Genomic DNA, 12,719 nt, shown 5'->3' on the forward strand with positions numbered 1-12,719 from the left:
GCGATCAATAACGAGAGGATAATCGGGCAAATCCATGACTACGTTGAGGCCGTTCTACGAAGAGTCGCAATCTATTTATGACATTTCGGATGAGTTTTTCGCGTTATTCCTAGACCCGACCATGGGCTACACCTGCGCATTCTTCGAGCAAGACGACATGACGCTGGAAGAAGCCCAAAATGCGAAGTTCGACCTGGCGCTGAAAAAGCTGAACCTTGAGCCCGGAATGACCTTGCTGGATATCGGTTGCGGCTGGGGCGGCGCGCTGAAGCGGGCGATCGAGAAGTTCGACGTCAACGTCATCGGAATCACCTTGAGCCGCAACCAGTTCGAGTACAGCAGAGCCAAACTGGCGACGATCCCCACCAACCGCAACGTCGAGGTGCGGCTGCAGGGCTGGGAAGAATTCGAGGACAAGGTCGACCGAATTGTCACCATCGGCGCCTTCGAAGCGTTCAAGATGGAGCGTTACGCCGCCTTTTTTGATCGCGCCCACAGCATCCTTCCCAGCGACGGCAGGATGCTCTTGCACACAATTTTGACCTATCACTGGCAAGAGATGCCCGCACGCGGCATCAAGCTGACGATGAGCGATGTCCGATTCGCGCGATTCATCGGCAAAGAGATTTTCCCAGGCGGACAGTTGCCGACGCAGGAGGACATTTTCACGTTCGCGCAGGCCGCCGGGTTCTCGGTGGAAAAGGTGCAGCTACTGGGCGAGCATTACGAGCGGACGCTCAACCTTTGGGCGGCCAACCTGGAAGCCAACAAGGACAAGGCGATCGCCATCCAGTCACAAGAGGTCTACGACCGCTATATGCACTACCTGACTGGATGCGAGAACTTTTTCCGCAAAGGGATCAGCAACGTGGGGCAATTCACGTTGGTGAAGTGAGCCGCTGACTACTTCTCGAGCGTGAACTGGTCGACGTCGGTGTAACCCTGGCGGAACAGCTTTGCGCAACCGGTGAGGTACTTCATGTATCGGTCGTAGACCTCTTGTGACTGGATGGCGATGGCCTCTTCGCGATTGGCCTGGAGGGCGGTCGCCCACATCTCCAGGGTCCGCGCGTAGTGCAGCTGCAGCGAGTGGACCCGAGTCAGTTCGAAGCCGGCCGTGACCGCGTACTCTCCGACGGTCTGAGGCGTCGGCAGCCAGCCGCCCGGGAAGATCTCGGTCAAGATGAATTGCGAGAAGTGCACGATCTCGTGGGTCAGCGTCATGCCACGCGCCCGGGCGTCTTTGAAGGACGGGCGAACGATGGTGTGCAGCAACATCACTCCGCCGGACGGCAGCGCCTGGTAGGCCATCTTGAAAAAGCGGCCGTAGCGCTGACGGCCGAAGTGCTCGAAGGCGCCGATGGAGACGATGCGGTCGACGGGCTCGTGGAACTTCTCCCAACCCTCCAACAGCACCCGCCGGGTGCGGGGGGTGTCCATCTCGTCGAACGTCCTCTGCACATGCTCGGCCTGGTTCTCCGACAACGTCAGGCCCACCACGTTCACGTCGTACTTCTCGATGGCCCGTCGCATGGTCGCACCCCAGCCGCAGCCGATGTCGAGCAGCGTCATCCCCGGCTCGAGCTTCAGCTTGCCCAGCGCCAGGTCGATCTTGGCGAGCTGCGCCTCCTCCAGGGTCATGTCGTCACGTTCGAAGTAGGCACAGCTGTACGTCTGGGTGGGGTCCAGGAACAACCGGAAGAAATCGTCGGACAAGTCGTAGTGGGCTTGCACGTTTCCAAAATGCGGTGTGAGCTGCACGGACATGTCGAGAAAGAGCCTTTCGTTATGCGGAGGCAGGGTAGCCGGCCAGCACGACGCAACCCTGCGTCACCCCCGATGCATCCCCTGCATGCTAGTCGCTGCGGCTCTGCACGTCGTTCTGCCTAGCGCGTCATAAGCGTCACACGAGACGAGCCGAATCGACAAAAAAGGCCAGCTGCGCCGCGTCGGGAGCCGATCTAGAGCACGGACTGATCCGCATCATCCCGGGGCGGGACGATCGGCGACGGATGGGGCTCTTCGCGGAACTTCTCCAGCGATCCGCCGACCTCGACGATGCCCTTGAGTGCGTTCCAGCTCAGCATCGTCAGGTAGTCGATCAACTCGTCGCGGCTCATGCGCGGGGATGACATCCACGAGTGCGTCGCCAGCTGGACGCCGCCGACGATCAAGTAGGCCCACGGCTCCGCGCCGCCGGTGTCCATGCCGGCCTGCTGCATGCGGCGCCGCATCATCACCGCGAGCATGCGGGCGATGATCCGCTCGGAGTCGGCGATCACCTTGCTCTTGCTGGCCGAACTGTTGGACATCACAAAGCGATACGGTTCGGGCTCGGACGCGACGGTATCGACGTAGACCCGGATAACCTCGCGGGCCAGGTCGAAGCCGTCCAGGTTGGACGTCAGCGCCGCGGCCATGTTGGGAATCAGGGTCGTCTGGGTGAACCGCATCATCACTGCGGTGGTCAGGTCGTTCTTGTCGACGAAATAGCGATAGAGCACCGTCTTGGAAACCCCGATCTCCGCGGCGATGTCGTCCATGCTCAGGGTGCCGCCGCGCCGCCGAATCGCGTCGATCGTGCCGTCTACCAATTCGTTACGGCGCTCCACCTTGTGTTGGTGCCAGCGCCGCTTGCGACCATCCGTCTTGGCCGCCGCAGCCAATGTTCGCTCTGCCACTGTCGCCGAATCCCATTCACTAGACGCCCTCGATACTACGGCGTGCGGGCCTGATTGGGGCTTCGACCGCGCGGCCGGGGAGGCCCGCCGAACGGTGTCGTCACACCAATCGGCCGGGACGATGAATGATGGAGAGGTGGTACACAGAGCCTCGCCCCGAGGCGAAGCGTCGGGCCCGCGAGCGGCCGGGCCGAAGTCGGTGACGCCGTCGAGCGAAACCGCGCGCTCACACCCGTCGTTGGCCGAATCCTTCGCCGGCGCCGATCCGCAGGCCGACGCGGAGCGCCGGGTGGCGCTGCGCCGGATGAAGGCGGTGGCGCTGGGTTTCCTGGTCGGGGCGACCGTCCTGTTCCTCGCCTGCCGGTGGGCGCAGGCCCACGCCCACCTGGGCGCCTGGGTCGGCTACGTCGGCGCCGCCGCGGAGGCCGGCATGGTGGGCGCGCTGGCCGACTGGTTCGCGGTGACGGCGCTGTTCAGGCACCCACTGGGCATCCCGATCCCGCACACCGCGATCATCAAGCGCAAGAAGGATCAGCTCGGCGAGGGCCTGGGCACCTTCGTGCGGGAGAACTTCCTGTCGCCGCCGGTGGTGGAGACCAAGCTGCGCGACGCCCAGGTGTCCGGCCGGCTCGGCAAGTGGCTGTCGGAGTCGGCGCACGCCGAGCGGGTGGCCGGCGAGACGGCCACGGTGCTGCGGGTCCTGGTGGAGCTGCTGCGCGACGACGACGTCCAGCAGGTGATCGACCGGATGATCGTGCGCCGCATCGCCGAGCCGCAGTGGGGACCGCCGGTCGGACGGGTATTGGCGACCCTGCTGGCCGAGAACCGGCAGGAGGCGCTGATCCAGTTGCTCGCCGACCGGGCCTTCCAGTGGTCGCTGAACGCGGGGGAGGTCATCCAGCGGGTGGTCGAGCGGGACTCGCCGACCTGGTCGCCGCGCTTCATCGACCACCTGGTCGGCGACCGCATCCACCGCGAGCTGATGGACTTCACCGACAAGGTGCGCCGCAATCCCGATCACGAGCTGCGCCGGTCGGCCACCCGTTTCCTGTTCGAATTCGCCGACGACCTGCAAAACGACGCCGACACCATCGCGCGCGCCGACGCCATCAAAGAGCAGCTGATGGCGCGCGACGAGATCGCCAACGCCGCGGCGACGGCCTGGAAGACGCTGAAGCGGCTGGTGCTCGAGGGCGTGGACGACCCCTCCAGCACGCTGCGCACCCGCATCGCCGACACGGTGGTCCGCATCGGGGAGTCGCTGCGCGACGACGCCGAGCTGCGCGACAAGGTGGACAACTGGATGGTGCGGGCGGCCCAGCACCTGGTTTCGCAGTACGGGGTGGAGATCACAGCGATCATCACCGACACCATCGAGCGCTGGGACGCCGAGGAGGCCAGCCGGCGCATCGAGCTACACGTGGGCCGTGACCTGCAGTTCATCCGGATCAACGGCACGGTCGTGGGCTCGCTGGCGGGCCTGGTCATCTACGCCGTCGCGCAGGTGCTTTTCTAGCAGTGCTAACAAGTGCTTGCAAAAGCAAGCACTTGTAGTAGTCTGAGGGCCGTCACAATCGACCGTCCGACCCAGGAGCACGTCATGGCACCCGAGGAGAAGCTCTCCGCCAAGGTGTCCAACGCCGCCTCCGACATGGCCTCCGACATCGGCAGCTTCATCCGGAGCCAGCGCGAACTCGCGCAGGTCTCGGTGCGCCAACTCGCCGAGAAGTCCGGGGTCAGCAATCCGTATCTGAGCCAGGTGGAGCGGGGACTGCGTAAGCCCTCCGCCGACGTGCTCAGTCAGATCGCCAAGGCGCTGCGGGTTTCCGCCGAGGTGCTCTACGTGCGGGCCGGGATCCTCGAGCCCAGCGACAAGAGCCAGGTGCGCGACGCGATCATCACCGACACCGCGATCACCGAGCGCCAAAAGCAGGTGCTGCTCGAGATCTACACCTCCTTCACCCAACAAAACGATTCCAGCGAGCCAAGCGACGAGGAGTGTTCAACCGAACTCAACGGCTAGTCGTACCCAGGGGCGAGAATCCGCCGGTCGCCGGCCACAGGAAAGGGTTCTGCCTCAGTTTCCACCACAACACCCAAGAACGCCGATAACGGAAAACCATGAAAGGAAAAACCATGGCGGACAACACCAACATCGAAGACTTGAGGGCCCCCCTGTTGGCAGCCCTCGGTGCGGCAGACCTGGCTCTGGCGACGGTCAACGAATTGATCGCCAACCTGCGTGACCGCGCCGAAGAGACCCGCGCGGACACCCGCAGCCGGGTGGAGGAGAGCCGCGCCCGCCTGACCAAGTTGCAGGAGGACCTGCCCGAACAGCTGGGCGAGCTCCGCGAGCGCTTCACCAGCGAGGAACTGCGCAAGGCGGCCGAGGGCTACCTGGACGCCGCGACCAACCGCTACAACGAGCTGGTCGAGCGGGGCGAGGCCGCCCTGCAGCGGCTGCGCAGCCAGACCGGCCTGGACGACGCCTCCGCGCGCGCCGAGGGCTACGTGGACCAGGCCGTCGAGCTGACCCAGGAGGCGCTGGGCACCGTCGCATCGCAGACCCGCGCGGTCGGTGAGCGCGCGGCCAAGCTGGTCGGCATCGAGCTGCCCAAGAAGTCCGACGAGACGGCCCAGAAGGCTCAGAAGGCCGTCGCGAAGAAGGCGCCCGCCAAGAAGGCTCAGGCCAAGAAGGCTCCGGCCAAGAAGGCCACCGCCAAGAAGGTCACCCAGAAGTAAGTCAGGACGTCGACTCGGAGTTGCCCACGGGTAACTCTGAGTCGACGTTTGGGACGGCGCCCGCATACCCTTAAGGCGTGAGCCACCTCGTGGGTACCGTCATGTTGGTCTTGCAGATCGCCGTCTTGGTCACGGCGGTATACGCGTTCGTGCACGCAGCGCTGCAGCGGCCCGACGCTTACACCGCCGCCGACAAGCTGACCAAGCCGGTGTGGCTGGTGATCCTCGGCCTGGCTGTCGCCCTGACATCCATCCTGAGTTTTGTTTTCGGGGTACTCGGGATGGCTATCGCCGCGTGTGCGGCCGGCGTGTATTTGGTCGATGTACGGCCGAAACTCCTGGAAATTCAAGGCAAGTCGCGCTAGCGGGATGAGGGCCCTGCTGACGGCGCCGGCCGCGGTGGTCGTCGCGTTGTGGGGCCCGGCCGGCACCGGGGCGGCGGACCCGGCCTCGACGTCCCCGCCTTTCATCGATCACACCTCGTGGGCGCAGTGGCGCGGCCTGAGCAGCCTGCGGGTTTTCCCGACACCGTCGGGTCGGCTGGCGTCCCGCCAGCAGGGGAACGCGACCCTCGCCGACGAGGCGTGGGGCGAGGTGCTGGCGCTGTCACCGGATGCCGACACCGCGGGCATGCGGGCCCAGTTCGTCTGTCACTGGCAGTTCGCCGAGCTGGCGGAGCCCGGCAAGACCAGCTGGAACCTGGAGCCCTGGCGCCCCGTCGTCGACGATGCCGAGATGGTTGCGTCCGGATGCAACCCGGGCGGACCCGAGGAAAGGTTCTAGTGGCCGGCAAACCCACCCGGTCCCAGCTGGCGGCGATGGTCGACCACACCCTGCTCAAGCCCGAGGCCACCGACGCCGACATCGCCGCCCTGGTGGCCGAGGCCGTCGAGTTGGGCGTCTATGCCGTGTGCGTCTCGCCGCCGATGGTCCCGGTCGCCGTGGGAACCGGCGGAGGCCTCCCGGTGGCGAGCGTGGCCGGTTTCCCGTCGGGCAAGCACATTTCGGCGGTCAAGGCGCATGAGGCCGAACGGGCGGTGGCGGCCGGGGCGGCCGAGGTCGACATGGTCATCGACATCGGCGCCGCGCTGGCCGGGGACATCGATGCGGTGCGGGCGGATATCGCGGCCGTGCGAGCCGCCGTCCCCGGCGCCGTGCTCAAGGTGATCGTGGAGTCGGCGGTGCTGTTGTCGGGGGCGGACGAACGCACGCTGGTGCGGGTGTGTCAGGCGGCCGAGGACGCCGGCGCCGACTTCGTCAAGACGTCGACCGGGTTCCACCCCGCGGGCGGCGCCTCGGTGCGCGCGGTCACCCTGATGAGCCAGACCGTCGGCGGCCGGTTGGGTGTCAAGGCCAGCGGCGGCATCCGCGACGCCGCCGCGGCCCTGGCGATGTTGGACGCCGGCGCCACCCGGCTCGGCCTGTCCGGCACCCGGGCGGTGCTCGACGGGCTCGCTTAGACCGTCACAGGTTGGCGAAGCAGGGGTCGTTGTTGTTGCCCGTGGGGATGCTCGCGTTCCGGGTGGAGAAGTGGCTGGTCACACCGGTCGACGTGACCTGCACGCTGTCCGCGTGGATGCCCAGCGGATAGTTCTTGGTGAACTGCGAGGTGAAGTCGTCCAGGGTCGACTGCACCGACTCCTTCGGCATCGTGAAGCCCAGCGCGTTGAAGCTGACGATCTGCAGCTGCAGGCCGGTGCCCGACACCACCGGCTTGGTGGTCAGGTTGTCGAGCATGCCCTTCAGCTCGATGGTGCCGTCGTTGGGGTGCGTGGTCACCGTGTTGGTCACGAACGGGCCCAGCACCGGAATCGCGTTCTGGACCGATTCCTTGATCCCGTCCGACGTCCAGGTGACGTTCGCGTCGAGCGATCCGATGGTCCCCTTGGAGTCCGGCGTGTTCTTGAGCCGGACGTCGCGGATGTTGATGTCGATCTTCATGCCCTTGGCGTCGCGCACCTGATTGCCCGCCGTCGACACCGAGATGTTGGTGTAGTGCTTGGTGAGTTGCTGCCACAGCATCAACGGCGCCACCCCGAACGACGCGGTGGCCTGGTCCTTGACCTCGCAAGCCACCGCCTCGGCGACCTTGCTGTTGGCGACGTGGCGGACATACAGCTCGGCCCCGACCAGCCCGGCGATCACCAGACACGCCACGATGATGCAGACCAGCACGACGGAGAGCGGGTCGCGCAGGAAGCGCCGCTTCTTCTTGCCCGGCGCCGGCTCCCCGCCGGGTGCGGCCAGCTTCTCCGTGGGTCCCGCGGGCGGGACGGGCGGAGAGGGCGGCGCGTAATCGGGGCGCTGCATGTTCGGCGGGGGAGTGCCGATCCGTTCGGTCTGGCCCGGCGGCGGACCGGAAGCCGGTGGCGGCGCGGGTGCTGGGCCGCCGGTGCTGATCCGCTCGGTCGGCCGCTCGGTGGGCGGCTGGCCGAAGGGGCCCTGGTTGCCGGGACGGCCCCACGGCGACGGGTCGGGGTTTGGCGGTCCTTGTGGGTTCGTCACCCGACCGATTCTGCCCTATCCAGCTGAACGAAATCTGAGTGGTTGCGCAGCACCGCGATGCTCTCGCGGGCCTTCGCCACCCGGTCGAGGTCGATGTCGGCCACCACCAACTGCGGCCCGGGACCGGCCGACGCGACCACTTCGCCGAACGGGGAGGCCACCAGGCTGCCGCCCACCCCGGTGGGCGCGCCCGACGCGGTCAGTGATTCGCCGGGATCGGCCTGGCCGGTTGCCGCGACGTACGTCATCGAGTCGATCGCGCGGGCCCGCGCCAACAGCGTCCACTGGTCGAGCTTGCCGGGGCCCGCCCCCCACGACGCGCAGACGGCGATCAGCTGGGCGCCGCGGCGGGCCAGCTCGGTGTAGAGCGCCGGGAAGCGGACGTCGTAACAGACCGTCAGCCCCACCCGGACGCCGGCAACCGTGATCACCACCGGCTCGCGGCCGGGCGCGACGGTGCGCGACTCGGTGAATCCGAACGCGTCGTAGAGGTGGATCTTGTCGTAGTGCGCGTCCGGTTCGTTGGGACTGCCGGGCCCCGCCGCGATCAACGTGTTCCGCACCCGCCCGTCGTCGGCCGGCGTGAACATGCCGGCGACCACCGTGAGCCCGCAGTCCGTGGCGATGCGCCGCACACTCGTCGCCCACGGCCCGTCGACCGGCTCGGCGATCGGCGCCAGCGGGACGCCGAACCGGCACATCGTCGCCTCCGGGAACACCACCAACTGCGCGCCCGAGGCGGCGGCCCGGCCCGCGTACTCGCGCACCAGGTCCAGGTTCGCGGCCGGATCGGTGCCGCTGAGGATCTGCGCCAACGCGATTCGCATGGTCGCCAGCTTAGGCGCGACGGGTTACGCGGTTCCGCCGATCCACTCCTCGGTGAACCGTTGTTCCACCGCCACCAGCTCGGCCAGCCGGGTGCCGATGATGTTCTCCAGCTTGCCGCCAATGATGGGAACGCGTACCTGGACGGTGGCCCGGAAGCTGAGTCGGGCACCCCCCGTCTCGTGGATCGGCGACAGCATCGCGGTGCCGGCCAGATTCACCGGGGCGTCCAGGATCGAGCCGACGACCGAACCCTGCGCGGCGCCGTCGGCGACCGGTCCCCACGTCTCCTCGCGCCTGATGCGCAGGTCGCCGACGTGCAACTGCGTGACCATCCCGGGCAGCTTGTGGCTGTGGATCACCTGGACGGTGACGACCTCGACGGTGTCGCCACCGGCCCGCATCGATTCCAACACGGCGACGTCGACACCGGATGCCGCCAGCCGTGCCCGCCAATAGGTCTCGTCCGTGAACGCCCGATGGACCGCTTCGACGCTGCCGTCGTAGTCGGCCGACAAGTCGAATGAACGCGGCATAGCAGGTGAGGCTACCGTTACGGGCCATGAAATCCAGCGATGCCGGTTCGACATTCGCCGGCGCGCACGTCGCCGAGGCGGTGTCGCTCGCGCCGCTGACGACGCTGCGGGTGGGGCCGGTCGCACGCCGCCTGATCACCTGCACCAGCACGCGACAAGTGGTCGACGTGGTGCGGGAGCTGGATGCCGAAAGCCTTGGGGGAGAACATCGCCCGGTCTTGGTGTTCGCGGGTGGCTCCAACCTGGTGATCGCCGACACGCTGACCGACCTGACCGCGGTTCGGCTGGCCAACACCGGCATCGCCGTCGACGGCAACCTGCTGCGCGCGGAGGCGGGCGCGGTGTGGGACGACGTCGTGGTCAGCGCCATCGAGCACGGTCTGGGTGGGCTGGAATGCCTGTCCGGGATCCCGGGATCGGCCGGGGCCACCCCGGTGCAGAACGTCGGGGCGTACGGCGCGGAGGTCTCCGACACCATCACCCGGGTCCGCCTGTTGGACCGGGCCAGCGGGGAGGTTCGCTGGGTGCCGGGCGGCGAGCTCGGCTTCGGCTACCGCACCAGCGTGTTCAAGCGCGCCGGCCTCGAAATCCCTTGGGTGGTGCTGGAAGTCGAGTTCGCGCTGGACGCCTCGGGCCGCAGCGCCCCGATGCGCTACGGCGAACTGGCCGCCGCGCTGGGGGCCGGTGGTGGCGAGCGTGCCGACCCGCGGGCGGTGCGCCGGGCGGTGCTGCGGCTGCGGGGCGGCAAGGGCATGGTGCTCGACCCGGACGACCACGACACCTGGAGCGTGGGTTCGTTCTTCACCAACCCGGTGGTCGCACCCGAGGTATACGAGCGGTTGGCCGGCGCGGCTGACGGGCCGGTTCCGCACTACCCGGCGCCGGACGGCGTCAAGCTGGCCGCCGGCTGGCTGGTGGAGCGGGCCGGCTTCGCCAAGGGTTATCCCCACGACCCGGCGGCCCGGTGCCGGCTGTCCGACAAGCACGCGCTGGCGTTGACCAACCGCGGCGGCGCCACCACCGACGAGGTGATCGCGCTGGCCCGGACCATCCGCGACGGCGTTCGTGATGTGTTTGGTGTCACATTGATGCCCGAGCCGGTCCTGCTCGGCTGCAGGCTGTAGCTCGGAATCCTCCCAAGGACCGCCCCGACGCCCATTTGACGCGGCGGAGTTGGTGGATTTTGCCCGGTATCTTTGACTTTCGTGAGCACGTCGCAGAACCGGCCGCCGATCAACCGGCGCGTGGCTTTGGCGACCCTCGGACTGGGGGTGTTCGCCCCCAGCCTGCTCGCCGCGTGCGGCGGAACCACGGCCAAACAGGCCGAGAAGAAGGAGCAGCCCGCGCCGAAGCTGAAGTTCTCACCGGCCGACGCCACCGAGAACGTGGTCCCGATCGCGCCGATCAGCGTCGAGATCAGCGACGGCTGGTTCCAGCACGTCGCGCTGACCAATTCGGCGGGCAAGGCCGTGGCGGGCAGATTCAACTCCGACCGCACCGTCTACACCACCACCGAGCCGCTGGGCTACGACGCGACGTACACCTGGAGCGGTTCGGCGGTCGGGCACGACGGCAAGGCGATCCCGGTCACCGGCAAGTTCACCACCGTGTCGCCGAGCAAGAAGATCAGTGGGGCATTCCAGCTGGCCGACGGGCAGACCGTCGGGGTGGCGGCGCCGATCATCATCCAGTTCGACGCGCCGATCAGCGACAAGGCCGCCGTCGAGAAGGCGCTGACGGTCACCACGAATCCGCCCGTCGAGGGCAGCTGGGCGTGGCTGCCCGACGAGGCGGCGGGCGCCCGGGTGCACTGGCGCACCCGCGAGTACTACCCCGCGGGCACGACCGTCAACGTCGACGCCAAGTTGTACGGCCTGCCGTTCGGTGACAGCGCCTACGGCGCCGACGACATCTCGCTGAACATCCAGATCGGCCGCCGTCAGGTGGTCAAGGCCGAGGTGACCTCGCACCGCATCCAGGTGATCAGGGACGAAGGCGTCATCATGGACTTCCCGTGCAGCTACGGCGAGGCCGACAAGGCGCGCAACGTCACCCGCAACGGCATCCACGTGGTCACCGAGAAGTACGCGGATTTCTACATGTCCAACCCCGCCGCCGGCTACAGCCACGTGCACGAACGCTGGGCGGTCCGGATCTCCAACAACGGCGAGTTCATCCACGCCAACCCGGCGAGCGCGGGCGCGCAGGGCAACACCAACGTCACCAACGGCTGCATCAACCTGTCGACCGGCGACGCGGAGCAGTACTTCCAGTCGGCGATCTACGGCGACCCGGTCGAGGTGACCGGGAGCTCGATTCAGCTGTCCTACTCCGACGGCGACATCTGGGACTGGGCCGTCGACTGGGACACCTGGGTCGCCATGTCGGCGCTCCCGCCACCCACCGCACGCCCGCCGTCCACCCAGATCCCGGTGACGGCGCCGGTCACCCCGTCGACCGCCCCGAGCCTGTCCGGCACGCCGACGACGACCACCACCACGTCCAGTCCCGGGGGCTAACCCCGGCGGTTGAACCGGGTGGCCGACGCCTGGTCGCGCGGCTTCATGACGATCAGGTCGAGGTCGACGCGGGACGGCCGCGAGGCCACGAAGCCGATCACCTCGGCGACGTCCTCGGCAACCAGCGGCGTCATTCCGGTGTAGACGGCGTCGGCGCGCTGTTGATCGCCGTCGAAGCGAACCAGCGAGAACTCGGTTTCCACCGCGCCGGGTGCGATCTCGGTCAGCCGCACCGGCTTGCCCAGCAGCTCCCCGCGCAGCGTGCGGTGCAGCGCGCCCTGGGCGTGTTTGGCCGCGGTGTATCCGGCGCCCCCGTCGTACACCTCAAGTGCGGCAACCGATGTCACCGTGACGATCAGGCCGTCGCCGGATTCGATGAGCTTGGGCAGCAGCGCCCGGGTGACCCGCAGCGTGCCCAGCACGTTGGTTTCCCACATCCACCGCCAGTGGTCGAGGTCGGCGTCGGCGACCGGCGCCAGCCCGCGCGCGCCGCCCGCGTTGTTGACCAGCACGTCGACCCGGCTCAACTCCTCGGCCAGCGAAGCGATCTCCCCGTCGTCTGTGACGTCGGCCACAATGGCCGTCCCGCCGATCTCCCTGGCCAGGGCGTTGATCCGGTCCGCCCGGCGTGCCACCGCGACCACGTGAAAGCCCTGCGCAGCAAGGGTCTGGGCGGTCGCCTCGCCGATACCGGAGCTGGCCCCCGTGACCACCGCGACGCGCTCATTCCTGACATTTCCAGCCATCGAAACAACCTTAGTGAACGTGCTAAATTTTCGGAGTGCACCTCAGCGCCCTGTCCAGCACCACCACCGCGTGTCTTTGCGCGGCGGGTGCGTGTTGTTGTCGCGCACTTTGCCGCTCCTGACTTTCAGGTGTGGCCAGTGACGGCCAACGAAAATCGGACAAAG

15 protein-coding genes are annotated in these 12,719 nt (G+C 67.5%); 9 read left to right on the plus strand and 6 right to left on the minus strand.

Annotation, left to right across the window (positions count from 1 at the left end; genetic code table 11):
• Nucleotides 1-34: 34 nt before the first annotated feature.
• Nucleotides 35-895 (plus strand): cyclopropane mycolic acid synthase family methyltransferase, encoded by an 861-nt coding sequence (locus G6N51_RS22020; protein WP_083172395.1) that lies wholly within the window; start codon nt 35-37, stop codon nt 893-895.
• Nucleotides 896-903: 8 nt separating this feature from the next.
• Here the strand turns inward: G6N51_RS22020 and pcaA are convergent, their stop codons facing one another.
• Complete coding sequence (pcaA, locus tag G6N51_RS22025) at nt 904-1,767, minus strand: cyclopropane mycolic acid synthase PcaA (protein ID WP_083172393.1); 864 nt, start codon at nt 1,765-1,767, stop codon at nt 904-906.
• Between the two features lie 194 nt (nt 1,768-1,961).
• The gene (locus G6N51_RS22030; RefSeq protein WP_083172391.1) at nt 1,962-2,681 is read right to left on the minus strand and encodes a TetR/AcrR family transcriptional regulator; all 720 of its coding nucleotides are present in this window, start codon (nt 2,679-2,681) and stop codon (nt 1,962-1,964) included.
• 121 nt (nt 2,682-2,802) lie between these two features.
• On the opposite strand from G6N51_RS22030, the gene G6N51_RS22035 reads away from it, so the two are divergent.
• The 6 genes from G6N51_RS22035 to deoC all read left to right on the plus strand — a co-directional run bounded on the left by G6N51_RS22035 (nt 2,803) and on the right by deoC (nt 6,883).
• The gene (locus tag G6N51_RS22035; RefSeq protein ID WP_232078447.1) at nt 2,803-4,197 is read left to right on the plus strand and encodes a DUF445 domain-containing protein; all 1,395 of its coding nucleotides are present in this window, start codon (nt 2,803-2,805) and stop codon (nt 4,195-4,197) included.
• 84 nt (nt 4,198-4,281) lie between these two features.
• Entirely contained in the window at nt 4,282-4,704 is a 423-nt protein-coding gene (locus G6N51_RS22040) for a helix-turn-helix domain-containing protein (protein WP_083172387.1), read from the plus strand.
• Between the two features lie 113 nt (nt 4,705-4,817).
• Complete coding sequence (locus G6N51_RS22045) at nt 4,818-5,423, plus strand: heparin-binding hemagglutinin (RefSeq protein ID WP_083172385.1); 606 nt, start codon at nt 4,818-4,820, stop codon at nt 5,421-5,423.
• 77 nt (nt 5,424-5,500) lie between these two features.
• Complete coding sequence (locus tag G6N51_RS22050) at nt 5,501-5,788, plus strand: DUF2516 family protein (RefSeq protein ID WP_040621261.1); 288 nt, start codon at nt 5,501-5,503, stop codon at nt 5,786-5,788.
• A gap of 4 nt (nt 5,789-5,792) precedes the next feature.
• Nucleotides 5,793-6,206 carry a DUF2599 domain-containing protein gene (locus G6N51_RS22055; protein ID WP_083172383.1) on the plus strand — a complete coding sequence of 138 codons (414 nt, stop codon included), beginning with the start codon at nt 5,793-5,795 and terminating at the stop codon, nt 6,204-6,206.
• Nucleotides 6,206-6,883 (plus strand): deoxyribose-phosphate aldolase, encoded by a 678-nt coding sequence (deoC, locus tag G6N51_RS22060; protein WP_083172381.1) that lies wholly within the window; start codon nt 6,206-6,208, stop codon nt 6,881-6,883. Before G6N51_RS22055 ends, deoC begins: the two co-directional genes overlap by 1 nt.
• Before the next feature lie 4 nt (nt 6,884-6,887).
• Here the strand turns inward: deoC and G6N51_RS22065 are convergent, their stop codons facing one another.
• From G6N51_RS22065 to G6N51_RS22075, 3 genes are read right to left on the minus strand one after another with little or no spacing between them, the layout of a single operon-like run.
• On the minus strand, nt 6,888-7,928 hold the full coding sequence (locus G6N51_RS22065; RefSeq protein ID WP_083172379.1) for an LmeA family phospholipid-binding protein: 1,041 nt from the start codon (nt 7,926-7,928) through the stop codon (nt 6,888-6,890).
• On the minus strand, nt 7,925-8,755 hold the full coding sequence (locus G6N51_RS22070) for a carbon-nitrogen hydrolase family protein (protein WP_083172377.1): 831 nt from the start codon (nt 8,753-8,755) through the stop codon (nt 7,925-7,927). Before G6N51_RS22070 ends, G6N51_RS22065 begins: the two co-directional genes overlap by 4 nt.
• A gap of 24 nt (nt 8,756-8,779) precedes the next feature.
• Nucleotides 8,780-9,289 (minus strand): DUF2505 domain-containing protein, encoded by a 510-nt coding sequence (locus tag G6N51_RS22075; protein WP_083172375.1) that lies wholly within the window; start codon nt 9,287-9,289, stop codon nt 8,780-8,782.
• Between the two features lie 26 nt (nt 9,290-9,315).
• Between G6N51_RS22075 and G6N51_RS22080 the strand changes: the two genes are divergently transcribed.
• Both G6N51_RS22080 and G6N51_RS22085 read left to right on the plus strand, forming a co-directional pair.
• Nucleotides 9,316-10,413 carry a UDP-N-acetylmuramate dehydrogenase gene (locus G6N51_RS22080; RefSeq protein WP_083172373.1) on the plus strand — a complete coding sequence of 366 codons (1,098 nt, stop codon included), beginning with the start codon at nt 9,316-9,318 and terminating at the stop codon, nt 10,411-10,413.
• 72 nt (nt 10,414-10,485) lie between these two features.
• Nucleotides 10,486-11,808 carry a L,D-transpeptidase gene (locus tag G6N51_RS22085; RefSeq protein ID WP_083172371.1) on the plus strand — a complete coding sequence of 441 codons (1,323 nt, stop codon included), beginning with the start codon at nt 10,486-10,488 and terminating at the stop codon, nt 11,806-11,808.
• On the opposite strand, the gene G6N51_RS22090 is transcribed toward G6N51_RS22085, so the two are convergent.
• On the minus strand, nt 11,805-12,554 hold the full coding sequence (locus tag G6N51_RS22090) for an SDR family NAD(P)-dependent oxidoreductase (RefSeq protein WP_083172369.1): 750 nt from the start codon (nt 12,552-12,554) through the stop codon (nt 11,805-11,807). The genes G6N51_RS22085 and G6N51_RS22090 overlap by 4 nt on opposite strands.
• Nucleotides 12,555-12,719 lie beyond the last annotated feature (165 nt).

The sequence above is a fragment of the Mycobacterium paraseoulense genome (assembly GCF_010731655.1).
GTDB classification, from domain to species: Bacteria; Actinomycetota; Actinomycetes; order Mycobacteriales; family Mycobacteriaceae; genus Mycobacterium; species Mycobacterium paraseoulense.